At 44.5% G+C, this 23,092-nt stretch carries 23 protein-coding genes and 1 other annotated feature; of the genes, 19 read left to right on the top strand and 4 right to left on the bottom strand.

Features of this window, described 5'->3' with window-relative positions:
• Positions 1–39: 39 nt before the first annotated feature.
• Together yeiP and MSG33_RS15645 are read left to right on the top strand one after the other, a co-directional pair.
• The gene (yeiP, locus tag MSG33_RS15650; RefSeq protein ID WP_005376801.1) at positions 40–606 is read left to right on the top strand and encodes an elongation factor P-like protein YeiP; all 567 of its coding nucleotides are present in this window, start codon (positions 40–42) and stop codon (positions 604–606) included.
• 2 nt (positions 607–608) lie between these two features.
• Positions 609–929 (top strand): HI1450 family dsDNA-mimic protein, encoded by a 321-nt coding sequence (locus MSG33_RS15645; RefSeq protein WP_005376800.1) that lies wholly within the window; start codon positions 609–611, stop codon positions 927–929.
• Between the two features lie 185 nt (positions 930–1,114).
• Here the strand turns inward: MSG33_RS15645 and rluB are convergent, their stop codons facing one another.
• Entirely contained in the window at positions 1,115–2,053 is a 939-nt protein-coding gene (gene rluB / locus MSG33_RS15640; RefSeq protein ID WP_005376798.1) for a 23S rRNA pseudouridine(2605) synthase RluB, read from the bottom strand.
• A 547-nt stretch (positions 2,054–2,600) separates the two neighbouring features.
• On the opposite strand from rluB, the gene MSG33_RS15635 reads away from it, so the two are divergent.
• The gene (locus tag MSG33_RS15635; protein WP_005394815.1) at positions 2,601–3,311 is read left to right on the top strand and encodes a calcium-binding protein; all 711 of its coding nucleotides are present in this window, start codon (positions 2,601–2,603) and stop codon (positions 3,309–3,311) included.
• 104 nt (positions 3,312–3,415) lie between these two features.
• On the opposite strand, the gene MSG33_RS15630 is transcribed toward MSG33_RS15635, so the two are convergent.
• Together MSG33_RS15630 and MSG33_RS15625 are read right to left on the bottom strand one after the other, a co-directional pair.
• Positions 3,416–4,036: an L-threonylcarbamoyladenylate synthase gene (locus MSG33_RS15630; RefSeq protein WP_005376791.1), complete on the bottom strand. Its 621-nt coding sequence runs from the start codon at positions 4,034–4,036 to the stop codon at positions 3,416–3,418.
• A 185-nt stretch (positions 4,037–4,221) separates the two neighbouring features.
• On the bottom strand, positions 4,222–5,079 hold the full coding sequence (locus MSG33_RS15625) for a PHP domain-containing protein (RefSeq protein ID WP_248381416.1): 858 nt from the start codon (positions 5,077–5,079) through the stop codon (positions 4,222–4,224).
• Positions 5,080–5,174: 95 nt separating this feature from the next.
• Between MSG33_RS15625 and MSG33_RS15620 the strand changes: the two genes are divergently transcribed.
• The 8 genes from MSG33_RS15620 (at position 5,175) to MSG33_RS15585 (ending at position 13,124) form a co-directional block, all read left to right on the top strand.
• Positions 5,175–5,300, top strand: a complete 126-nt coding sequence (locus MSG33_RS15620; RefSeq protein WP_005394819.1) for a trp operon leader peptide — start codon at positions 5,175–5,177, stop codon at positions 5,298–5,300.
• Positions 5,247–5,350 (top strand) — a sequence feature (Trp leader region). (Overlaps the previous gene by 54 nt.)
• Positions 5,351–5,476: 126 nt before the next feature.
• Positions 5,477–7,042 (top strand): anthranilate synthase component 1, encoded by a 1,566-nt coding sequence (locus tag MSG33_RS15615; RefSeq protein WP_248381415.1) that lies wholly within the window; start codon positions 5,477–5,479, stop codon positions 7,040–7,042.
• 16 nt (positions 7,043–7,058) lie between these two features.
• Complete coding sequence (locus MSG33_RS15610) at positions 7,059–7,667, top strand: aminodeoxychorismate/anthranilate synthase component II (RefSeq protein WP_248381414.1); 609 nt, start codon at positions 7,059–7,061, stop codon at positions 7,665–7,667.
• A 36-nt stretch (positions 7,668–7,703) separates the two neighbouring features.
• Positions 7,704–8,714 carry an anthranilate phosphoribosyltransferase gene (gene trpD, locus MSG33_RS15605; protein ID WP_248381413.1) on the top strand — a complete coding sequence of 337 codons (1,011 nt, stop codon included), beginning with the start codon at positions 7,704–7,706 and terminating at the stop codon, positions 8,712–8,714.
• Between the two features lie 13 nt (positions 8,715–8,727).
• The gene (gene trpCF / locus MSG33_RS15600) at positions 8,728–10,167 is read left to right on the top strand and encodes a bifunctional indole-3-glycerol-phosphate synthase TrpC/phosphoribosylanthranilate isomerase TrpF (RefSeq protein ID WP_248381412.1); all 1,440 of its coding nucleotides are present in this window, start codon (positions 8,728–8,730) and stop codon (positions 10,165–10,167) included.
• A 64-nt stretch (positions 10,168–10,231) separates the two neighbouring features.
• Positions 10,232–11,422 (top strand): tryptophan synthase subunit beta, encoded by a 1,191-nt coding sequence (gene trpB / locus MSG33_RS15595; protein ID WP_005394827.1) that lies wholly within the window; start codon positions 10,232–10,234, stop codon positions 11,420–11,422.
• On the top strand, positions 11,422–12,228 hold the full coding sequence (trpA, locus tag MSG33_RS15590) for a tryptophan synthase subunit alpha (protein WP_248381411.1): 807 nt from the start codon (positions 11,422–11,424) through the stop codon (positions 12,226–12,228). The genes trpB and trpA overlap by 1 nt, the downstream gene beginning before the upstream one ends.
• 200 nt (positions 12,229–12,428) lie before the next feature.
• Positions 12,429–13,124, top strand: coding sequence for a Crp/Fnr family transcriptional regulator (locus MSG33_RS15585; protein ID WP_248381410.1), 696 nt, complete (start codon positions 12,429–12,431; stop codon positions 13,122–13,124).
• 122 nt (positions 13,125–13,246) lie between these two features.
• Here the strand turns inward: MSG33_RS15585 and MSG33_RS15580 are convergent, their stop codons facing one another.
• Complete coding sequence (locus MSG33_RS15580; RefSeq protein ID WP_248381409.1) at positions 13,247–14,788, bottom strand: long-chain fatty acid--CoA ligase; 1,542 nt, start codon at positions 14,786–14,788, stop codon at positions 13,247–13,249.
• Positions 14,789–15,332: 544 nt separating this feature from the next.
• Here MSG33_RS15580 and MSG33_RS15575 point away from each other — a divergent pair.
• From MSG33_RS15575 to gspS2, 8 genes are all read left to right on the top strand, one after another.
• Positions 15,333–16,592, top strand: coding sequence for a dicarboxylate/amino acid:cation symporter (locus tag MSG33_RS15575; protein WP_012841620.1), 1,260 nt, complete (start codon positions 15,333–15,335; stop codon positions 16,590–16,592).
• Between the two features lie 155 nt (positions 16,593–16,747).
• Positions 16,748–17,932, top strand: a complete 1,185-nt coding sequence (locus MSG33_RS15570) for an acyl-homoserine-lactone synthase (RefSeq protein WP_248381408.1) — start codon at positions 16,748–16,750, stop codon at positions 17,930–17,932.
• The gene (locus tag MSG33_RS15565; protein ID WP_005392853.1) at positions 17,925–20,465 is read left to right on the top strand and encodes a hybrid sensor histidine kinase/response regulator; all 2,541 of its coding nucleotides are present in this window, start codon (positions 17,925–17,927) and stop codon (positions 20,463–20,465) included. Before MSG33_RS15570 ends, MSG33_RS15565 begins: the two co-directional genes overlap by 8 nt.
• Before the next feature lie 111 nt (positions 20,466–20,576).
• Complete coding sequence (locus MSG33_RS15560; RefSeq protein ID WP_005392851.1) at positions 20,577–20,819, top strand: hypothetical protein; 243 nt, start codon at positions 20,577–20,579, stop codon at positions 20,817–20,819.
• Between the two features lie 203 nt (positions 20,820–21,022).
• Entirely contained in the window at positions 21,023–21,586 is a 564-nt protein-coding gene (locus tag MSG33_RS15555) for a septation protein A (protein ID WP_005392849.1), read from the top strand.
• Positions 21,587–21,813: 227 nt separating this feature from the next.
• A complete protein-coding gene (yciA, locus tag MSG33_RS15550) occupies positions 21,814–22,209 on the top strand; it encodes an acyl-CoA thioester hydrolase YciA (protein WP_005392848.1) in 396 nt (131 codons plus the stop codon).
• Between the two features lie 115 nt (positions 22,210–22,324).
• Positions 22,325–22,621, top strand: a complete 297-nt coding sequence (locus MSG33_RS15545) for a YciI family protein (protein WP_005392847.1) — start codon at positions 22,325–22,327, stop codon at positions 22,619–22,621.
• 3 nt (positions 22,622–22,624) lie between these two features.
• A complete protein-coding gene (gene gspS2, locus MSG33_RS15540; protein ID WP_048625727.1) occupies positions 22,625–23,017 on the top strand; it encodes a GspS/AspS pilotin family protein in 393 nt (130 codons plus the stop codon).
• The last annotated feature ends 75 nt before the right edge of the window (positions 23,018–23,092 follow it).

The following is a 23,092-nucleotide window of genomic DNA, read 5'->3' as shown; positions in this document are numbered from 1 at the left end:
CACCGAGTTTTGCTTAATAAGTATGAATAGGAATATACAATGCCAAAGGCAAGTGAAATCAAAAAAGGCTTCGCAATCGAGTCTAATGGTAAAACTCTTCTAGTTAAAGACATCGAAGTAACGACTCCTGGCGGTCGTGGCGGCGCTAAAATCTACAAAATGCGTTGTACAGATCTAAACACGGGCGCACGTGTAGATGAGCGTTACAAGTCTGATGACGTTGTTGAAACGGTAGAAATGAACAAACGTGCAGTTGTGTACTCATACGCTGACGGCGATGAGCACATCTTCATGGATAACGAAGACTACTCACAATACACATTCAAGCACAATGAAGTTGAAGACGACATGCTGTTCATCAACGAAGATACACAAGGTATCCACATTATCCTTGTTAACGGTGCTGCTGTGGGTATTGAACTACCATCTTCTGTTGAGCTAGTGATTGAAGAAACTGACCCTTCAATCAAAGGTGCTTCTGCATCTGCTCGTACTAAACCAGCACGCTTCGCTTCAGGTCTTGTCATCCAGGTTCCTGAGTACATTGCAACTGGTGACCGTGTTATCATTAACACAGCTGAACGTAAATACATGAGCCGAGCATAAGCATGTCTGATTTGATTTCTTACGACGACGTCATCGACGCAGCGTACGACATTTTCCTTGAAATGGCTCCAGATAATCTAGAGCCTGCTGACGTGATTCTGTTTACTGCGCAATTTGAAGATCGTGGTGCCGCAGAACTTGTTGAAACTGGTGATGACTGGGTTGAACATGTTGGCTTTGAGATCGACAAAGAAGTATATGCAGAGGTTCGTATCGGCCTAGTAAATGAGGAAAATGACGTTCTTGATGACGTATTTGCTCGTATGCTAATCAGCCGAGACCCTGAACATAAGTTCTGCCATATGCTTTGGAAACGCGATTAACGTTTCTTCATCATGAACAAAAATACCAGCCTAGTGCTGGTATTTTTTTATCTGCTGTTTTGTTTAGCTGCGATATTTGTTTATCCAAACACCCTTCTCTATATCGGCTTTAGATCCTTTCGCTATGTAACAAATAAGAAAAAGGCTTGCCGAATTGGCAAGCCTTTCTGATGTTTTGCTATCGATTAACGATGCTTGTTACGTGCGCCTTGGTCACCAGCAGTCTTCTTCGGCTTACGACGAGAAGGGTTGTTACTGCGACCTTTTGGCGTGTTAACACGCTCTTCATGGCGCTTAACTGCGCGACGAATTTTTTGGCTGCGTGCACGCTCACGTTTGCGTGACGTGTTGTCTTTGTTCAGATCAAGCATGGTTTCTTTTTCTGGACGAAGCTCTACAAGCTCACGCAAGTAGTTTACTTCTTTCAGGTCAAGCTCCATCCAACCACCACGAGGCAGTTTCTTGTCTAAGAAGATGTCGCCGTAACGAACACGTTTCAGACGACTAACGGTACACTCTTGCGATTCCCATAGTCGACGAACTTCGCGGTTACGACCTTCGTTGATAACAACGTAAAACGTGTGGTTCATGCCTTCACCACCCGCGTAAACAACATCTTCGAAGCGAGCTAAACCGTCTTCCAGTTCAACACCTTTTACTAGATTACGAACTTTCTGTTCAGTTACTTCACCGAACACACGTACTAGGTATTCACGTTCAACTTGGCGGCTTGGGTGCATTAAGCGGTTCGCCAGTTCACCATCCGTTGTGAAAAGTAGAAGACCAGAAGTGTTCGCATCCAGACGACCAACTGAAATCCAACGAGAGCCACGAATTTTTGGCAGACGATCAAAAACAGTACGACGACCTTCTGGATCGTGACGAGTACACAGTTCACCCTCGGGTTTGTAGTACGCAAGTACACGACAAATCACTTCTTCTTGAATCTTTGCAGAGACAATGTGACCATCGATACGAACTACGCTGCTCTCGTCTTCAAGTCTTTCACCAAGCTTAGCGACTACACCGTTCACGCTAACGCGACCAGATTTAATTAACGATTCAATCTCACGACGAGAACCGTGACCAGCACGTGCTAATACTTTTTGTAACTTTTCGCTCATTTATCTACCTATGTGTCGTCTTCACAGACGTCTAGACCAGAATTGGTCTGTATTTTGCTAATTACCCATTTCAGTGGGATTTTTCGGTCCGACATTATACGTAACTTTCTCAGTTAATGTAAGCTAAATCGGCGCCATTCTCCACACCAAAAATTCACTTTAAAACATCGAAAATATTTACTCTATTCTGCAACTTTTTTCCTACTTAATGCTGATATTGCCCAGCGAGAATCCCACTAATATCGGTCTTCCCGAGCCACTTTAACCGTGCAGTACCTGATAAAATTGTCAGGGTTACAACGATAACCACTTGGGGTGTGTTTACTGTTCGTGCTGCTTTAAAAACAACGAAGAATAAACAGTCCCAGTTTGCTGCTAAGTAATACCAATCATCGTGGATAAATGAGCACTCATAGCAAGACAAGAAGCATCGGTAAGTCACTATTTACTATTAAAAATGACACTAACGTTATCGTGTATTTTAACTAGCTAGATTAGCTCTGCATTTTCGGCGATTGGCATAAATCAGACAAAAAGGAATAGAACAATGTCTATGCTAAATCTAGACCTAAATTGGATTTTTGGGACATCTCAAGATGACGATATGACCGGTACAAAAGGGTCTGAAACAACCGATATTTTCTTCGGCTTCTGTGGTGATGATAAGTTCGTAGGATACGGAGGCAATGATGTTGTCTTCGGGGGCTGGGGAGACGATACCTTGCTCGGTGGCCGAGGGAACGACTTTGTTTCTGGCGGCTTTGGCAACGACTTCCTATCGGGCGGATTAGGAAATGACAAGCTCTTTGGTGGTTGTGGCGATGATACAATTTTTGATTACTCAGGCAACAACTACTTGAGTGGGGGTTGGGGTAACGACACGCTCGTCGTTGGCGATGGTGAATCAGTACTGAGCGGCGGCTGTGGAGACGACACTTTCGTGCTTACAAACCGCCTGGCTATTGGTGTACCGGATCAACCTGTATCCTCCAACGATATTGATATTAAAGCCGATATTGTCGATTTTAATATTTTTCATGACAAACTTGTCTTCGATATGGGCAGAGACACCGACAATGATGGCATTCGAGATACGTTCTTGGATTCAGCGGATGATCTGACTTTATCTTATAATGAGTGTGGCTGGGCAGTATTCTCTAGTGATGAATACAATGTCGAAGTAACATTAAACGGCGTGAGCTCTGCATACATCAACTATGCTGAACAAAATGGTATCGACATTTTCGATTTCGCTTAATCTCAATCAGCGAAGTTCGCTGAGATACTCAATAATAAGAAACTAAAATAGGAGGCGCGATGCCTCCTATTTTGTTTGACGGTGGTGTACGTCTATTAATCGAATTATTCGAATGGTGCCGGGTCACCTGATCCCAAACGCACCACAACAGGTTCACCTTCGCTAAAGTCAATGACGGTCGTAGGTTGTTCACCTAAGTAACCGCCATTAAGAATCACATCAACCGCATGTTCTAGTTTATCGCGAATATCTTCCGGATCAGACTCTGTTACGTCACTGCCAGGTAGAATCAACGACGTAGACATCATCGGTTCACCTAATGCTTCCAACAAGTCCAAGGCAATTTGATTGTCTGGAACACGGATACCGATGGTCTTACGTTTCGCGTTCATCAAACGACGCGGCACTTCTTTCGTGCCTTTGAAGATGAAGGTGTAAGGACCTGGTGTGTTGTTTTTCAGTAGTCGGAATGCAGAGTTATCCACTCGCGCATATAGAGAAAGTTCCGACAAATCACGACACAGTAATGTAAAGTTATGCTTATCATCCAGACGACGGATCTGACAGATTCGTTCCAGTGCCTGTTTGTTCTCCAACTGACAGCCAAGTGCGTACCCTGAATCGGTAGGGTACACCACAACGCCGCCGTTACGAATGATTGCTACTGCTTGATTAATCAAGCGAGCCTGTGGGTTTTCTGGGTGAACGTAAAAAAACTGGCTCATTGTAATTCCTCATTATCGAGCCTCTCGGCTCTATATTCTTATGTGGAGCTTGAATGCCGCCTTGTTGTGCTTTATCAAGTGACTTCAAGATTCAAAGTGTTGTGCAGTTCCAACGACAAGGAAAGCCACATTAATACCTAATATACACTTTCCAGTTATTTGATGCTGAAACCCACGCTTTGAGGTTACTTTGATATATCCAACGAAGGATCAATACCCCAATCTTTCCAAACTGGTTTGACGCCTGCGGGCAACCAAAGGTTCCTTCCTAGCTCCATCCAAGGGGATGGGTAGTGAAAATCACTGCCTTGAGACGCTAATAGTTTGTATTGTATAGCATAATCAGCCAAGTTGCGCCTTTCTTGTTGCGCTTGCTGTGGCTGTGCAACTTCCATCGCATCGCCGTTTGCTTCTACAAACGCTGCTAGAAGACGCTTAATCCACTTCGCTGTCAACTTATATCTTCCAGGATGCGCCAATACCGCCATCCCACCAGCCGCATGAATAGCATCAACCGCATCTTTCATCGAACACCAATTCGGTGGTACATAACCTGGGTTATTACGCGTTAGGTATTTTTTAAACACCATTTGCATGGTTTTTGCGTAACCATTATCCACCAGCCATTTCGCGAAGTGCGCTCTCGTAACAGGCGCATCACCGGCGATCTGCCTTACCTCTTCGAGCACGCCTTCCCGAGTTGCTTTTTGTAGTCGCTCTGCAATCAACTCTGACCTTGTTATGCGATACTGCTTCTGCTGCTCGATGAGGGCGGATAATTGTTCATTTTCCGGATCGATATTCAAGCCGACAATATGAATGTCTTTGTTTTGCCAGACAGTCGATATCTCAATGCCGTTGATGATTTTGATCGGCAAGTTATTGTCTTGAACGTGTTGCTTGGCTAACGCCAAACCGTCAACCGTATCGTGATCAGTGATCGCCAAAACCTCGATATCAAAACTCAGCGCCCTTTCCACTAAATCTTTAGGCTCTAACCGACCGTCCGATGCAGTGGTGTGACTATGTAAATCAATTCTCATATTTTTATCGTTTTAATGCTGTTTTGGGGTTGACTTTTTACTCTCGCACTAGTTAACTAGTACACAAATACAAAGTACGTAATTTAAGGTTCACCATGTTACAAGAATTTAACCAAAACCAAAAAGCGAAAGTTGCGGTTTGTCTTAATAAGACAAACTCATCAGATCTTGCTTGGTGGCGCACTTGGACTAGTTCTTGGTGGGCAAACGTATACTTCTAGTTTATAGAACCAAACGTTGTAAAGCCCGCTACTCAAGCGGGCTTTTTTGTTTTTTTGCTCATTTCACACTCAACTGCCTAAACATTAATCGAATATGGCTAACTCTAGATTGGGAGAACGTTTGCTTTATGCGACTATGTACGGCAGGAAGATTTAGACAGCTACAAGGAGGTCTTGTGAATAAGGCCATAGAAATCAAGAAACTTGGATGCCTAGAAGTATTAAAGACTTCGGTTCCTTACACTCAAGACCCAACACGTTTGTTCCATACCATTTGTGAGAACAAAAGAGATAGCTTGCTTCTCGAATCCGCTGAAATTGATTCGAAACAGAATCTAAAATCACTTTTAATCGTCGATTCAGCGGTGCGCATCGTTTGTTACGGCCACACTGTAAACATGCAGGCGTTAACCAACAACGGTAAAAACCTACTGTCTCACCTAAACCAGAACATCCGTGGTGACGTTGAAAGTAAGTTCGATGGCGAAACGCTGACTTTGGAGTTTAGCCAGCCATGCGACACGTTAGATGAAGATTCTCGCCTACGTAAAGCCTCTTCTTTCGATGCGCTGCGTTTGGTTCAGCATAGTTTTGATATTTCACAGCAAGACAAACACGCGATTTTCCTTGGTGGTCTGTTTGCCTACGACTTAGTCGCAAACTTCGAGCCGCTTGGTAATGCAGAAGTAACAAATCAGTGTCCAGATTACGTTTTCTACGTCGCGGAAACACTACTTGTTGTCGACCATCAAACGGAATCTTGCCAGCTTCAAGCGACGTTGTTTGTTGACGGTTCAGAGAAAACAGCGTTAGAGACTCGTATTGCAGAAATTAGCGCTCAGTGTGCAGCGCCAAAACTACTGCCAAGCGCAAAACAAATCGCTGACGTAACGGTAGAACCTAGCGTATCTGATGCAGACTTCTGCCAAACTGTTCGCGACTTAAAAGAGTTCGTAGTGAAAGGCGATGTATTCCAAGTTGTACCATCTCGCCGATTCACTCTACCTTGCCCTGCTCCACTCGCGGCTTACAAAGAACTGAAACAAAGTAATCCAAGCCCTTACATGTTCTACATGCAAGATGAGCTGTTCACTCTGTTTGGCGCATCACCAGAAAGTGCGCTTAAGTACGAAACCGACACTAACCAAATTGAAATCTACCCAATCGCAGGCACTCGTCGCCGTGGCAAGCACCCTAACGGCGAGATTGATTTCGACCTAGATAGCCGCATCGAACTTGAACTGCGCACCGACATGAAAGAAAACGCAGAACACATGATGTTGGTTGACTTGGCACGTAACGACGTCGCTCGTATTGCTCAAGCTGGCACTCGCCACGTAGCAGACCTCCTAAAAGTCGACCGCTACAGCCACGTAATGCACTTGGTATCTCGTGTGGTTGGTCAACTGCGTGAAGACCTAGACGCGTTGCACGCATACCAAGCATGTATGAACATGGGAACGCTCACTGGCGCACCAAAGATTCGTGCAATGCAGTTGATTCGCGACGTAGAAGGCGCACGACGCGGTAGTTACGGCGGTGCTGTGGGCTACCTAACTGGTGAAGGTACACTCGACACATGTATCGTAATTCGCTCAGCTTACGTTGAGAACGGCATTGCTCAAGTTCAAGCTGGTGCTGGCGTGGTGTTCGACTCTGATCCACAAGCGGAAGCAGACGAAACGCGCGGCAAAGCACAAGCGGTAATCTCTGCTATCCAAGCAGCGCATAAGTCACAATAAGGAATAGGGTTCAGAGATGGCTAATATCATTTTTATCGACAACTTTGACTCGTTCACCTACAACCTTGTGGATCAATTCCGCTCGCTAGGTCACTCAGTCAAGATTTACCGAAACAACATTCCAGCAAAAACCATTGAACAAGCAGTGAATGAGCTTGAGAACCCTGTGGTACTGCTATCGCCAGGTCCTGGTGCGCCGTCTGAAGCAGGCTCAATGCCAGAGCTAATTCAATTGCTGAAAGGCAAAGTTCCTATGATTGGTATTTGTCTTGGTCACCAAGCGATTGTTGAAGCATACGGCGGCACCGTTGCTGGCGCAGGCGAAATCATTCACGGTAAGGTCTCTATGATGGAGCACCAAAACCATGCGATTTACCAGAACCTACCATCACCACTTGCGATTGCACGTTACCATTCGCTGGTTGCGACCAAGGTTCCTGAGAGTCTAACCATCACGGCAGAAGTGGATGACTTGGTGATGTCTGTTGTACATGAAGAAGATAAAGTTTGCGGGTTCCAGTTCCACCCGGAATCTATTATGACGACCTACGGAGCAACACTGTTGGCCAATGCCATTGAATGGGCACTTGAAGAACAAACTTCAATGAACCCACTCACTGCTTAAAAAGCACTGGCACATAAGAAATTTAGGAGAGGAAATATGGACGCAATCATCAACCCTATTATTACCAAATTGTACGAGCAAGAATCGCTTACTCAGGAAGAGAGCCAACAGCTATTCGACATCATTATCCGTGGAGAACTAGACCCAATTTTAATGGCGTCAGCACTGACTGCACTAAAAATCAAAGGCGAGACACCGGATGAAATTGCGGGTGCGGCAAAAGCACTGCTGGCAAACGCAATCCCATTTCCTCGCCCAGATTACGATTTCGCAGATATCGTAGGTACCGGCGGTGACGGCCACAACACCATCAATATCTCAACCACTGCGGCGTTTGTTGCTGCAGCATGTGGTCTAAAAGTAGCAAAACACGGCAACCGCAGCGTTTCAAGCAAATCGGGTTCTTCTGACCTTCTTGATTCATTTGGTATCAACCTAGCCATGAGCGCAGAAGATACACGCAAAGCGGTCGACGATATCGGTGTTGCTTTCCTATTTGCACCTCAATACCACGGTGGTGTGCGCCATGCGATGCCTGTGCGTCAAACTATGAAAACACGAACCATCTTTAACATTCTTGGTCCGCTGATTAACCCAGCTCGTCCAAACATCGAATTGATGGGTGTTTACAGTGAAGAACTGGTTCGTCCTATCGCGGAAACCATGCTACAAATGGGTATGAAGCGCGCCGCAGTGGTACACGGAAGTGGTTTGGACGAAGTCGCGATTCATGGCGAAACAACGGTTGCAGAAATCAAAGACGGTAAGATCACAGAATACAAACTAACGCCTGCAGACTTCGGTCTAGAAGCGCACACGTTAGAAGCAATCAAAGGTGGCGATCCTGAAGAAAACAAGGCGATCATTACCAATATCCTGACGGGTAAAGGTACAGACGCACAATTGGGTGCAGTAGCGGTGAACGTTGCTCTGCTAATGCGTCTATTCGGTAACGAAGATTTAAAAGCCAACACGCAACAAGCGATTGAGGCAATGAATTCAGGCAAGGCGTACCAATTGGTACAACAACTTGCCGCACACGCTTAAGGAATTGAAGAATATGACTGACTTCAACACTCAGCAAGCTGACAATCTGTCTGAACACGTTTCTAAGAAAGAAGCAGAAATGGCAGAAGTACTGGCAAAAATTGTCCGCGACAAATATCAGTGGGTAGCAGACCGTAAGGTGTCTCAACCGCTAAGCACATTTCAGTCTGATTTGCTGCCATCGGACCGCAGCTTCTACGATGCACTGAGTGGCGAAAAGACGGCATTCATCACCGAATGTAAGAAGGCGTCTCCTTCCAAAGGTTTGATTCGTGATCACTTCGACTTGGATTACATTGCATCGGTTTACAACAACCATGCTGATGCAATTTCAGTATTAACAGACGAGAAATACTTCCAAGGTAACTTTGACTTTCTTCCTCAAGTGCGTGGTCAAGTCAAACAGCCAGTTCTGTGCAAAGACTTCATGGTAGATACCTACCAAGTTTACCTAGCGCGTCATTACAGTGCTGATGCTGTCTTGCTAATGCTGTCTGTCCTCAATGATGAAGAGTACAAAGTCCTAGAAGAAGCAGCACACAGCCTGAACATGGGTATCCTGACCGAAGTCAGCAACGAAGAAGAGCTTCATCGCGCGGTTAAGTTAGGAGCGCGTGTTATCGGAATCAATAATCGTAACTTGCGCGACCTAAGTACTGATTTGAATCGTACTAAAGAACTGGCACCGACAATTCGCGAATTAGCACCAAACGCGACCGTGATTTCAGAGTCTGGCATTTATACGCATCAACAAGTTCGTGATTTAGCGGAATACGCAGACGGCTTCTTGATTGGTAGTTCGCTGATGGCGGAAGACAACCTAGAGCTTGCAGTACGCAAAGTCACGTTGGGTGAAAACAAAGTCTGTGGCTTAACGCATCCAGATGACGCAGCAAAAGCATATCAAGCTGGTGCGGTATTTGGTGGCCTGATTTTTGTCGAGAAGTCGAAGCGTGCAGTTGACCTTGAAAGTGCTCGCTTAACCATGAGCGGTGCTCCACTGAATTACGTTGGCGTTTTCCAAAATCACGATATCGATTTTGTTGCTTCAGTCGTGACCTCTTTGGGTTTAAAAGCAGTTCAGCTGCACGGTCAAGAAGACCAAGCTTACGTAAACCAACTCAAAGCCGAACTGCCAACAACAGTAGAAATTTGGAAAGCTTACGGCGTGACTGATGCGAAGCCAGAACTACTTGCAGACCACATTGACCGCCATCTATTAGATGCTCAAGTTGGCACCCAAACTGGCGGAACTGGTCAAGTGTTCGACTGGTCACTGATCGGTGACCCAAGTCAAATTATGCTAGCAGGCGGACTGTCGCCAGAAAATGCTCAACAAGCAGCGACACTAGGTTGCTTGGGGTTAGATTTAAACTCTGGTGTAGAAAGTGCACCAGGCAAAAAAGATTCACAGAAGTTGCTTGCGGCATTCACCGCCATTCGCAACTACTAAAGCTGGATATCAGCTAAAAAATTTAAAGCTATTCGTAGCGAAAAATACGAGAAGGAATATAACGATGGCAAAACTGAATGCCTACTTTGGCGAATACGGCGGTCAGTACGTTCCGCAAATTCTAGTTCCTGCATTGGAGCAACTAGAGCAAGCGTTTATCGACGCGCAAGAAGATCCAGAATTCCGCAGTGAGTTCATGACGCTTCTTCAAGAGTATGCGGGCCGCCCAACGGCTTTAACTCTAACTCGTAACCTAACTAAAGGTACGAAAACCAAACTGTACCTAAAACGTGAAGACCTGCTTCACGGTGGCGCACACAAGACCAACCAAGTGTTAGGTCAAGCTCTGCTTGCGAAACGCATGGGTAAAAACGAAATCATCGCAGAAACCGGCGCAGGTCAACACGGCGTAGCAACCGCACTAGCGTGTGCACTACTTGGCCTTAAGTGTCGCGTTTACATGGGAGCAAAAGACGTTGAGCGTCAGAGCCCAAACGTATTCCGTATGAAGCTAATGGGCGCGGAAGTCATTCCGGTTCACTCAGGTTCAGCGACACTTAAAGACGCATGTAACGAAGCGCTGCGCGACTGGTCTGCAACTTATGAAGATGCGCACTACCTACTAGGTACAGCGGCAGGTCCTCACCCATTCCCAACCATCGTGCGTGATTTCCAACGAATGATCGGTGAAGAAACTAAGAATCAGATTTTGGCACGTGAAGGTCGTCTTCCTGACGCCGTTATCGCGTGTGTGGGCGGCGGTTCAAACGCTATCGGTATGTTTGCTGACTTCATCGAAGAAGAAAGCGTTCGCCTAATTGGTGTTGAGCCAGCAGGTAAAGGTATCGATACAGACCAACACGGTGCACCACTTAAACATGGCAAAACGGGCATCTTCTTTGGTATGAAAGCGCCATTGATGCAAGATCCTAACGGCCAAGTTGAGGAGTCTTACTCTGTATCTGCGGGTCTTGATTTCCCTTCAGTTGGTCCACAGCACGCACACCTAAACGCAATTGGCCGTGCAGAATACGACAACGTAACGGACGACGAAGCGCTCGAGGCATTCCAAGAATTGGCTCGCAGCGAAGGGATAATCCCAGCTCTAGAGTCTTCTCACGCTCTAGCTCATGCATTGCGCATGGCTCGTGAGAATCCTGAGAAAGAACAACTATTGGTCGTAAACCTATCTGGTCGTGGTGACAAAGACATCTTCACCGTACACGCCATCCTAGAAGAAAAAGGAGTGATTTAATGAGCCGTTATGAGAAGATGTTTACGCGCCTAAACGAAAAAAACCAAGGCGCATTTGTACCGTTCGTAACGGTTTGCGATCCAGACGCAGAACAATCTTACAAGATCATGGAAACCCTCATTGAGTCTGGCGCAGACGCCCTTGAACTTGGTATTCCATTTTCAGATCCGCTTGCAGATGGCCCAACCATCCAAGGCGCTAACATTCGTGCGCTAGATTCAGGCGCTACACCAGATATCTGCTTTGAACAAATTGGTAAGATTCGTGCTAAATACCCAGAGCTGCCTATTGGCCTTCTGATGTACGCGAACCTAGTTTACTCACGCGGTGTCGAAAACTTCTACGAGCGCTGTGCAAAAGCAGGCATCGATTCTGTTTTGATTGCAGACGTACCAACCAATGAAAGTGCAGAGTTTGTTGCAGCAGCAGAGAAGTTTGGTATTCACCCAATCTTCATCGCACCGCCAACGGCAAGTGACGAAACACTGAAGCAAGTATCAGAACTGGGTGGTGGCTACACTTACTTGCTTTCTCGTGCTGGCGTGACAGGCGCAGAGACAAAAGCAAATATGCCAGTTGGTCACATGTTAGATAGATTAAACCAGTTCGATGCACCACCAGCGCTGCTTGGCTTCGGTATTTCTGAACCAGCACAGGTGAAACAAGCAATAGAGTCTGGCGCTGCAGGGGCCATCTCCGGCTCAGCTGTGGTGAAAATCATTGAAGCGAATGTCGAGCAGCCACAAATTATGCTCGATAAACTTGGTGATTTTGTGTCAGCGATGAAAGCTGCCACTCAGAAATAATTTCCATTTGATGTAACGCTATAGCGCCCGCTTAACATTCTGTTTAGCGGGCGTTTTCTTGTATGGCGTTTATACCATATCATTTTTATTCAACGCCCGCACTTTCCAAACCAATCTAAAGCAGAGCAATCAAAGAGTGATAAACTTTGCCACTTAACCAGCACAAATAATAACTAGAGCAGGATGCAGTAAGGTTGCACATGGAAGATGTCAAAGCATTATTAGCCAAATGTCCTGTATTATCAGGGCTGCCCGAGAAAGGACTTAGTGAAGCAGCACAAATAGCTAAAGTTCGCTGTTTCGACGAAAAAGCACTGATTTGCAATAAAGGGGAACCTCAATCTTCTCTTATGGTCATTGCACAGGGTGCCGTACGAATTAATTCGATGAGTTCAAAAGGCAAAGAAGTCACATTAATGATTTTCGAGGCAGGAGGCTGGTTTGGAGACAATGTTTTTTCTCCCGGCATGCCCCGTATTTTTGGCGCAACCGCGCATTCGGGCGTGACCTTACTGGAACTACCTGGTGATAAGTTTCGCCAATTACTCGCCAAATATCCTCAAAGTTACCCTACGATTCTCGACTTACTTAGCCGCCGCTTATGGTCTGCCATTTCAGTTATCGAAGATGATGCGATTAGAGGAATCGAAGAGCGGATTGCAAGAAGATTGCTGTTGCTTGCTGAATACCAACACAACCAAGCTATCAATACTCAGCCGTGTGTCGTGAGAGTGACTAGAGAGCATATCGCCAACATGATGGGGCTAACTCGTCAAAGTGTTCATAAAGTACTAAAAAACTTAGAGAGTATTGGGATGCTAGAACTGAAATATGGTTCAGTGACCATTACTAATCCAAAACGCTTAGAAGCGCACATAAAACAACTCGAACAATAGAGTAAACAGATAGTTCATGTGTACACGCTAGCGAGAGATTGCCATCTTCTATTCTTGAGTAACGTGCACAACACCACTCTCTCTAAGCAAGTGGCGCTGTGACGAGAAGTTCATTGAATCGACTAAGCCACATTCAATTCAGATTTCAATTCACGCTTTAAAATCTTTCCTGTTGCACTCATCGGGAGATGCTCACGAATTTCAACATAACGAGGATATTTAAAAGAGGCTAACTGCTCTTTGCCCCACGTTTGTAATGTTTCTGCGTCAATGTACTCTCCCGGTTTAAGCACAACGTAAGCCTTTATCTCTTCGCCATACTCTTCATTTGGAATCCCTATCACCGCTACCATTGAGATTGCAGGATGAGTCATAAACACTTCTTCAATTTCTCTAGGGTAAACGTTAAATCCACCTCGAATGATCAGATCTTTCATTCTATCGACGATAAATAGATTACCTGAACTGTCAAAACGGCCAACATCACCAGTATGGAACCAACCATTTTGTAGCGCGGATTCAGTGACTTCCGGGCGGTCAAGGTATCCTTTCATAACATTATGCCCACGCACAACAATCTCACCTTCTTCACCGATCGGTAGTGCATTGCCTTCAATGTCGACAACTTTTACTTCAACGCCTTGAATCGGTTGACCTACCGATCCTGGTATACGTTCCTGATCTAAATGATTAAAACATGCAATAGGACTTGTTTCTGATAACCCGTATCCTTCAAGAATTGGGACATTAAATTGTTCCTCAAAGGCTCTAAATATTTCGGTTGGCAACGGGGCTCCACCGCTGATAGCAACACGTAGTGAGGATGTATCAAATTGGTGTTGGACATGAAGCAAACCGATATACATCGTTGGCACCCCAGCAAACAACGTCACTTTGTGTTTTTCCATCAGCTCAAGAACATGTTTAGGCTCAAACCTAGGCACTAACACCAAGGTTGCCCCGCCCAAAACACTAGCATTTAAGTGGACGGTTTGACCAAAGGTATGAAATAAAGGCAAAGTTACTAAGTGAATATCATCGGCCTGGCTGCCCATAATGTTTTGTGCCACCAGAGCATTCATTATGATGTTCTGCTGCGTCAGTTCAGCTCCTTTTGGTAAGCCTGTCGTCCCTGATGTATACAAAATAACACAAGTATCATCCGCATTACGCGGTACATAATCTGACAATGGTTCTGCATCGGCTATAAACGCATTGAGAGTTGGCACACCATTCCATTCGTTTTCACTTTGAGATTGAGTCATCACGACCATATTTTCACATATATCAGCCTGCTCAAACGCTTTAACCCCCTCTTTTGCCATTGGCAGTTCTGCTGTCCCTTCAAAACAGAAGTAAAACTTCGCTTTTGAATCTTCTAAGTGATACTTAATTTCTCGCGCTTTCAAAAGCACATTTAATGGAACAGCAACCGCGCCAGCTTTTTGTATCGCATAATAAACAAACGCGAAAAAAGGAATGTTTGGGCATGAGAGCGCAATACGATCGCCCGGAACGACCCCTTTGTTGATTAAAGATGCCGCGATCTTTCCGGTAATCGCATCAAACTGCGCATAAGTTATCTCGACATCACCACATATCAACGCCGTCTTACCTGGTTTACTCGCAGCATTTCTTTGTAATGCAGCAGCAAGATTCATCATAATCGCTTCACCTCTTACTTGTTGATTTTCGTTTTATCGGCTCGGGAGCATTAACAGAGAGAGCACTCCCCTACACTAAAATGTTGGTACTTAATATTTGTTTTGCCATTTTTGATTAACATTATGTTTACAATGCAATCCGAACTAAGAATGTAAAGCAATTAACATTTCACAAAGCTAATTGGTAAAAATGTGAGCTTGAAAGAGGTTAATTGTTATAAATATCAATCCAAGTCACGCAAGACGCAGACTACGCTCGCAAACACAAAACCCATCTCAGTTAACAAAAAACAAACAAGAAAAAGAAATAAACAAAAACAATTACACAGCTAACAGGCATAACAAAAATCAATAGCAAACGTTTGCTATTGAACAAAACTTTATCGTTCGTCAATAAAATATCGATTAATCCATCAATAATACCTTGCTGCATATTGCCAATTGTAAACGATAAGTGTAAAAAGCAAGGCGAGATAATTATCCATAAAACCATTCATGGTTAGTGGGTAATTTTAGGATTTTACATTTTATTAGCACAGAGGTTATGGAAGTGTTAAAAGAAAAGAGTTTGCTAAACAACATTGGCGTACAAGTCGTAATCGCCATGATCGTGGGCACAGCCGTTGGTGCCATGATGGGTCATGATGCGACAGTGTTCGCTCCTTTAGGTGCTATCTTTATCAACTTAATCAAAATGTTGGTTATTCCTTTGGTCGCTGTAGCCTTGATTTCTGGCGCAGCTGGTCTTGGGAACAGCCAGTCAGCAGGCAAAGTTGGCATCGTCACTCTAGGTTATTTCGGTTTAACATCCGCCCTAGCCGTTGCGCTTGCACTATTTATGGGTGAAGTATTCCAACCAGGCATGGGGATCGACGTCTCTGGCGTTGAAGGCATGTTCTCAGCAGAATACGCTTCAAAAGGTGAACTACCTACTTTCTGGGCAACCATCACTGGTATGATCCCAACCAACGTTTTCCAATCACTAAATGAAGCAAACATCCTACAGATCCTAGTTTTCTGTATGTTCTTTGGTATTGCAATTTCTAAGCAAGCAAAAGAGCGTCGTGAGCCAATCATTAATGGTGTTAACTGCATCGTTGACGCAATGGTTTGGATGATCAACAAAGTGATGATCATTGCCCCTATCGGCGTGTTCGGTCTGATGGCAGAAGCAGTCGGTACATTCGGTTTTGGCGCACTAATGGTGGTATTCAAACTGTTCGTTGTTTACGTTGCCGCAATCCTAATCTTCGGTTTCGTTGTTTACCCAGCAATGGTGCATATTTTCACCAAGACATCAGCGAAGAAGTTCCTGTCTTCAATGAAAAAACCACAAGCTGTTGCGCTTTCAACGGCCTCTTCTATGGCAACACTGCCTGTCACAATGGACACCTGTGAAAAAGAACTGGGCGTAAAAAATTCAACCGCGTCATTTGTTCTGCCTCTAGGCGCAACGATCAACATGTCAGGTAATGCGATTTACTATGGCTTGGTTGCTATCTTCTTTGCTCAACTGTTCAATATCGACCTAGGTATGGGCGCTTACATTGCAATTATCGTAACGTCTACATTGGGTGCGGTTGGTCAAGCGGGTGTTCCTGGTCCTTCTTTCCTAGTGGTTGCCGTACTTCTTGCCGCTGGCATTCCAATTGAAGGTCTACCACTGCTATTCGCTCTTGACCGTATTTTCGATATGATTCGTACAGCACTAAACATCACTGGTGATGCAGCATGTGCAGTTATCGTTGATGCGCTAATAGAAGAGGAAGCGGCAGAAGCTGAGCTTAAAAAGCAAGAAGCTTAGTCCTTTCTCGAATGAACTAAAAACCGCTCACTATGAGCGGTTTTTTTGTCTTTTCTTGCATTACGTAACTATATAAATAGAAACCAATAGCATAAATTTATCAAAATGATATAAACCATTACAAAATATAAAAAACGTCAGAACTAGGTTATATCATGAGTCTTAAGCTGTCTTTGGAGCCCCTCGCCAGTACAGATTTGCCGATCGAGTCAAAACAACAGGCGCTGGTTGACACGGTTCTTCTTACTCTTACACCGCAAGGAAGGTCTTCTCTTTTTCAACAAGTTGCTTTGTATAGAATAAAGCTTCTTAAATCCCTCTTTCCTAAATACGCATCTAAGAGTCTGTCCGTACTGTTTGAATTAATAGATTATCGAGATTTAGTACAGCAGTATCCAACGCCTTTCTCCGAAGAGGCGCTCTTAATTGAACAAATTGCCGCAGATTGTTACCCGCATTGGATGGTTTTCTGGTGTGAATGTGAGATTGCTGCGATCAAGCAAAAGCACCCTTTAAATGAAGCGACAAGACCAACTCAGCTCTCGTTTGACGACCGCGACTATTCAAGCATATTGATCGAAGATATTGCCGAATGCGACCTAAAGGTAACACTGCCAAATCACGCTGCATTAATGCCGATTTCCGAAGCAATCACACTGAGCAATCTTGAGCTCTTCGTCCAAACTGAACAATGGTTTGAGATATTGCCTCTATTATCACTCTCGCAGAAAGGTCAACACTTTGTGCTATTGTTCAAGCCGTCATCTACACCAATCATGGTCTCCTCCGCTTTGGTGCAAAACTGGCACCAAAGAAATACCTGGCTCAGCTATTCATCACCATTTAGTAGTGAGCAATGGCAGTTTTGCCTTCCTGATTATGGCTACATTACTCTTAATCAATTAGGCCTTTTTGGAGGTAACGATCTAACTCGCCAACGGACTCTTATTGAATTTGATGCGCAGTTCCAATCTCACTTGAAAAACACTGAAGCGGTTTGCGAAGTGCTGCGTCTGACAGTGGGTGGCAACATCCAACAAAAACTGTACTTTTTGTATTTGGCACAAAAAGCATTGATGAGTGAGCTATATAAAGCAGGCTATAAGCTCAGCTTTACCATTATTGAACAAATATTTATGTTAAATTTCTATCAATCTATTGATTTAGAGGCCTACTTTCACTCAGGATACCGCGACATTAACGGTGACGGTACCAAGACATACCGCGGTTTCTGGAATTTAGGTATGATGGTTGAAGCATTTCAAGACATACAGTTTCGCGACTACAAACACCGCGTACGAACAAAAAGAATTGATGAAAAGGTGAATGAACATGCTTGATATTCATCTTCACGGCCTTTTTTATCCAAAAGCAATGACGCTATACGCTACTGTACTGGTGGTATTCGCTTGGTTGTTATATTACTGCTATCGCCTAAAACAGAAGAGTGAAACGATTTTAGGCTCGCATCATGCGCCGTACATTGCTTATTCTAGTTGCATCATCGTTTGGATCAGCAGCAATGCATACTTCCATACCGATTTATTGCCGGAGTTGGGCTCCGCTGGCGGTATTTTTATGGCTAAGTTGGCGAACTTGGCGTCATTCTTTGCCTTTGCATTCGCGTTCTATTTTTCTTGCCAGCTAGCGGCTGATATCAAAAAAACTGCGGTCAAAGCCTGGCAAAAAATCATCTTTGTGGCACTAGCAACGTACTCGCTTTACATCAACTTAGTGCCAAACCTTACTGTCGAAAATGTCACCATTAGCGGTCCAAGCCAGTTCGTGATCGAGTTTGGTCCCCATACCTCATATTTCTTTATTAGTTTGCTGACATTTGTGGTATTAACCCTGCTGAACTTGATTACCATGCGAGCGAACAGCAGCAAACTCACGCTGGCAAAAAGTAACTATATGATAGCCGGCATTTTGGTCTTCATGTTATCAACTGCAGTGATACACCTTGGAATGACTTACTTCCTTGGTGACTTTTCCTTAACCTGGTTACCACCAGCACTTTCAATTAGTGAAATGTTGTTTGTAGGCTATGCCCTGCTTACCTCTCGCTTTTATAGCGCTAAATACCTCACATACTTAACCGTTAGCGCGCTGTTTGTCTGTGCCATTTTCGTCCTCCCGCTGGGCGCAATATTTATTCCTATCTCGGAAGATAACCAATGGCTTGTAGCGGTGCCTTTATGCGCACTCATCGGTATCACTTGGCACTTGCTTTACAAACGCGTCAGTCGTTTCGCGTCCTATTTTATTTATGGGAAACGACATACACCCGTTCAACAAATTCTTGGATTAGAAGAGGAATTTAAACGCTCAATAGATGATGCAATGCGCCAGTTAGCAGCGTTACTGAATATACCAAATAATAAATTGCAGCTCGTCACCAGCAGTTACACCGAAACGTTTTATGAAGATTATCTGCCGTCAAGCAAGTCTGTTCTCGTGCTTGATGAACTGTCTGAAGAAATTGATTATGCCTCCTCGTCGAAAGGCTCAATGCGCAAGCTCTACGAACGTATGCGATCCAGCAATACGGCGCTCGTAATGCCTCTTTTTGGTCGTGGAAAGTCCGTTACGCACTTACTGATTTCTTCACACAAAATGGATAATAAGCTGTTTTCTAATGAAGAAATTTCAGCATTGCAAACCTTATTAGTTCGCATCCAGAGCACCATCGAGGCCGATAGAAAAGTACGCCAAAGCCGTGCGCTCGCTAACTCTATTGCGCATGAAATGCGTAACCCTCTCGCTCAAGTGCAATTACGATTTGAAGCTTTAAAACAGCATATCGAATCAAACGCTTCACTTGAGACGTTAAAGAGTGAGATTGATAAAGGAGAAGCAGCGATTCAGCGTGGTCGCCAACTTATCGACATTATTTTGCGAGAAGTCAGCGACAGCTCACCTGAGCACGAACCCTTAACTATTACGTCTATACATAAAGCTGTCGATCAAGCGGTCAGCCGTTATGGCTTTGAAAACGATCAAATAATTGAAAGGATCAATCTGCCCCAAGAGCACGATTTTGTCGCGAAATTAAACGAAACTCTGTTTAACTTTGTCATTTTCAATTTGATTCGCAATGCTATCTACTATTTTGATTCTTATCCCGATAGTCAAATTGAGATTCGTAGCCAAACGGGGGCCTACGAAAACATTCTGGTCTTCCGAGATAGTGGCCCTGGCATAGATAGCAGTATCTTACACAAGATATTTGACGACTTCTTCTCGTATCAAAAAAGTGGCGGCAGCGGCCTTGGCTTGGGCTACTGTCAACGCGTTATGCGCTCTTTTGGCGGACGAATTGAGTGCCAATCTGAATTAGGCGAATTTACTGAGTTCTACTTGTATTTCCCGGTCGTCCCAAACGCCCCCAAACCAGAGACGTTGAGAACACCGGACTTCAATGGCTGGAAAGTAAATGCACCACATTCTGAACCTCGCACAGACCAACACGTACAAGTAAGTAACGATGCACCAACAGTGCTCATTGTTGATGACAAAGAGGTGCAGCGTACTTTGGTTCAAATGTACTTAAAAAGGCTGGGAGTCAACAGCTTACAAGCAAATAATGGCGCTTCTGCGGTGGAGCTATTTCAGTCGCACAAGATTGATTTGGTGCTTATGGATGTACAGATGCCAGTGATGAATGGATTTGACGCAAGCCAACGAATTAAGCAAATTGCGTCTTCCGTTCCGATCATCGCACTATCTGGAGAGTCTGGAGCCAAAGAGCTGGAGCTCATTGCAAAACTCATGGATGACAGACTTGAAAAGCCAACCACGTTAAATGCGCTCCAAACCGTCATCAAGCGCTGGTTGCAACATGAGAGTTTTGCTACTTCCAACACTTTCTAATTTGCGAAGATAAAACTGGCACTAGATGTGCATTACTGAAGTAAATCGAATTATCCAGAGGGTCAAGCAAGCTGCAAATGGTTAGCGGATGAGCTTGATAAGGAGATCGCCATGTTACTTCATCGACACACATACTACGGCTTGATTCATCATGGAATCAAAGCACTACTACTCGATCGCTTAGGCCACTATACAGAAGAAGAATACCATCAGTATTTGAGCCTAATGACCGGCAAATCCACTTGCTTTACGATGTCTCTCGAAGAGCTTGAAGCAACCGTTGATAACCTGTTACGTGAAGGCTATTTAGAAGATGTCAAAACGCTTATTTCTCAATATCAACGTGTTGCTTAAATCTTAAATTCTATCAACTCAATTGCCGCTCTATCGCGGCAATTTTTATGCCTTCGGTTTACTACTTCATCTTTGCGAAATGTTGCTTGTTGTATCATTCAGTCAGGGGATTACTTCTCTTACCTCTAACCTTGACGGTATTCACATCTTGTCAGATTCCGTTAGACTGTCTTCAATTCACTAATTAGGTAGATTTTGCCACCATGAAGCAAATCCTAGATTTTATCCCACTCATCGTCTTCTTCGCTTTGTACAAGATGTACGACATCTACGCAGCAACAGGAGCGCTGATCGTTGCAACGGCAATTCAGCTTGTCGTCACCTATGCTCTGTATAAAAAAGTCGAGAAAATGCAGCTAATTACGTTCGTTATCGTGACGATATTTGGCAGCATGACCCTTTTCTTCCACGACGACAATTTCATAAAATGGAAAGTCACCATCATTTATGTGATTCTAGCTATCGGTTTAGCAGCGAGTCACGCAATGGGGAAATCGGCCATTAAAGGCATGTTGGGCAAAGAAATTTCACTACCTGATGCTATTTGGGCGAAGATCAACTGGGCTTGGGTCGGCTTCTTCTCATTCTTTGCTGGTCTGAACATTTATATCGCTTACGAGCTACCACTGGATGTTTGGGTCAACTTCAAAGTATTCGGAATGTTGATTGCGACATTTGCCTACATGATTGCGACTGGCTTCTACATTTACAAACACATGCCAAAAGAACAAAAAAATAACTCATCCGATGTGTCGACTGATGATTAAAAACTCAGTTTTGCTATAATCCGCGCACTTTGCAGCGACCTTCGGGTCGCTGTTTTGCTCCATGTATCACTAAACCGATCAAACGGCATACCGGAATCAGACCATTCTTGCTGCTGTAAACCAACTTTCTCTGGTCCGGTGTCTGCGGTTTTTTTAAGGACCTTTGGTTCTAGGTATTTACTATGTTGGCGCTTAGTTTGAGCGCCTTTAAGATTTAGGATGTCACAATGAGTCAAGAAATTAGCTCTCCGAGAGGTCAACTGCTGCTTCGTACCCTTGCAATGCCTGCCGATACTAATGCCAATGGCGATATTTTTGGTGGTTGGATTATGTCTCAGCTCGACCTAGCAGGTGCGATTCTGGCCAAAGAGATCTCTTCTGGTCGCGTTGTTACCGTTTCAGTGTCAAGCATTACCTTCAAGAAGCCTGTAGGTGTTGGCGATGTCGTTTGCTGCTATGGCGAATGCACTAAGATTGGTCGCACCTCAATGAGTGTCGATCTGGAAGTATGGGTCAAGCCGGTAAAAGCACACGGTGTCGGCGAGCGCTTCATGGTTTGTGATGCGACTTTCAACTACGTAGCCATTGACAGTGAAGGCAAACCACGCCCGGTTCAGAATTAGTCAACCTACAGCGCTAACTGTTAGAAAGGATCTCACATTTTCTGTTGTTCACTTGTGAGAGACACAAAAAAGGCGTTAAATTAACACTTTACCTTACCAATTAAGGAACTATGCTATGTGGTATGTCATCTTTTCTCAGGACGTCGAGAACTCGCTGGAAAAACGCATGAGCGTTCGCCCGCAACACTTGGAGCGCTTACAAAAGCTTCAAGACGAAGGTCGCCTTCTTACTGCTGGTCCTATGCCTGCGATAGACTCTGACAACCCAGGAGAAGCTGGATTTACGGGCTCGACTGTCATCGCTGAGTTCGCCTCTCTAGAAGACGCTAAAGCGTGGGCAGAAGCCGATCCTTACGTAGCGGCTGGTGTTTACGATAATGTAATCGTGAAACCGTTCAAAAAAGTGTTTTAATTTATGAAAAAATTACTGTGTCTTTTCTTGGCATTTGGTGCGCTGGCGGGCTGTTCATCTACCGATGATAATCAACGCCAGCTTGAGCTATTGGCATCAAACCGAGCGGGAGTCTTGTCCGCAGGTCTCCCTTTGGAATACGGTCCACTGCAGATAATGCGTGTCTCATCCAACAAAAATGTTGTTGAAATGATGATGATTTATAACGATGACGCACTCGGTGCAAAGCCGTTAAATCAAGTACTGAATACCAGTATCTACACCTATTGCAATAACCCGGAAGTTCGTAAGCAAATTGATATGGGCTTAATGTACCGTATTAAAGTGCGTAACTCTCGCGGTCAGTTGATGGCAGATGAGTTGGTTTCCGCGCAAACTTGTACTCAAATGAAATAGTCACAGTGAGTGCGTTGTTTTCGATACGAGCAATTCATCCGCTATTGCGGGATAGTATAACGACGAAAATGAACG

Source organism: Vibrio sp. 1CM7H (genome assembly GCF_023161645.1).
GTDB classification, from domain to species: Bacteria; Pseudomonadota; Gammaproteobacteria; order Enterobacterales; family Vibrionaceae; genus Vibrio; species Vibrio diabolicus.
This window is presented reverse-complemented; position numbering and strand designations above follow the sequence as displayed.

What these genes read in the sequence shown, in the direction of transcription:
- yeiP (WP_005376801.1), top strand. Translation starts at nt 40, where the DNA reads ATGCCAAAGGCAAGTGAAATCAAAAAAGGCTTCGCAATCGAGTCTAAT.
- MSG33_RS15645 (WP_005376800.1), top strand. Translation starts at nt 609, where the DNA reads ATGTCTGATTTGATTTCTTACGACGACGTCATCGACGCAGCGTACGAC.
- rluB (WP_005376798.1), bottom strand. Translation starts at nt 2,053, where the DNA reads ATGAGCGAAAAGTTACAAAAAGTATTAGCACGTGCTGGTCACGGTTCT.
- MSG33_RS15635 (WP_005394815.1), top strand. Translation starts at nt 2,601, where the DNA reads ATGTCTATGCTAAATCTAGACCTAAATTGGATTTTTGGGACATCTCAA.
- MSG33_RS15630 (WP_005376791.1), bottom strand. Translation starts at nt 4,036, where the DNA reads ATGAGCCAGTTTTTTTACGTTCACCCAGAAAACCCACAGGCTCGCTTG.
- MSG33_RS15625 (WP_248381416.1), bottom strand. Translation starts at nt 5,079, where the DNA reads ATGAGAATTGATTTACATAGTCACACCACTGCATCGGACGGTCGGTTA.
- MSG33_RS15620 (WP_005394819.1), top strand. Translation starts at nt 5,175, where the DNA reads ATGTTACAAGAATTTAACCAAAACCAAAAAGCGAAAGTTGCGGTTTGT.
- MSG33_RS15610 (WP_248381414.1), top strand. Translation starts at nt 7,059, where the DNA reads ATGGCTAATATCATTTTTATCGACAACTTTGACTCGTTCACCTACAAC.
- trpD (WP_248381413.1), top strand. Translation starts at nt 7,704, where the DNA reads ATGGACGCAATCATCAACCCTATTATTACCAAATTGTACGAGCAAGAA.
- trpCF (WP_248381412.1), top strand. Translation starts at nt 8,728, where the DNA reads ATGACTGACTTCAACACTCAGCAAGCTGACAATCTGTCTGAACACGTT.
- trpB (WP_005394827.1), top strand. Translation starts at nt 10,232, where the DNA reads ATGGCAAAACTGAATGCCTACTTTGGCGAATACGGCGGTCAGTACGTT.
- trpA (WP_248381411.1), top strand. Translation starts at nt 11,422, where the DNA reads ATGAGCCGTTATGAGAAGATGTTTACGCGCCTAAACGAAAAAAACCAA.
- MSG33_RS15585 (WP_248381410.1), top strand. Translation starts at nt 12,429, where the DNA reads ATGGAAGATGTCAAAGCATTATTAGCCAAATGTCCTGTATTATCAGGG.
- MSG33_RS15580 (WP_248381409.1), bottom strand. Translation starts at nt 14,788, where the DNA reads ATGATGAATCTTGCTGCTGCATTACAAAGAAATGCTGCGAGTAAACCA.
- MSG33_RS15575 (WP_012841620.1), top strand. Translation starts at nt 15,333, where the DNA reads ATGGAAGTGTTAAAAGAAAAGAGTTTGCTAAACAACATTGGCGTACAA.
- MSG33_RS15570 (WP_248381408.1), top strand. Translation starts at nt 16,748, where the DNA reads ATGAGTCTTAAGCTGTCTTTGGAGCCCCTCGCCAGTACAGATTTGCCG.
- MSG33_RS15565 (WP_005392853.1), top strand. Translation starts at nt 17,925, where the DNA reads ATGCTTGATATTCATCTTCACGGCCTTTTTTATCCAAAAGCAATGACG.
- MSG33_RS15560 (WP_005392851.1), top strand. Translation starts at nt 20,577, where the DNA reads ATGTTACTTCATCGACACACATACTACGGCTTGATTCATCATGGAATC.
- MSG33_RS15555 (WP_005392849.1), top strand. Translation starts at nt 21,023, where the DNA reads ATGAAGCAAATCCTAGATTTTATCCCACTCATCGTCTTCTTCGCTTTG.
- yciA (WP_005392848.1), top strand. Translation starts at nt 21,814, where the DNA reads ATGAGTCAAGAAATTAGCTCTCCGAGAGGTCAACTGCTGCTTCGTACC.
- MSG33_RS15545 (WP_005392847.1), top strand. Translation starts at nt 22,325, where the DNA reads ATGTGGTATGTCATCTTTTCTCAGGACGTCGAGAACTCGCTGGAAAAA.
- gspS2 (WP_048625727.1), top strand. Translation starts at nt 22,625, where the DNA reads ATGAAAAAATTACTGTGTCTTTTCTTGGCATTTGGTGCGCTGGCGGGC.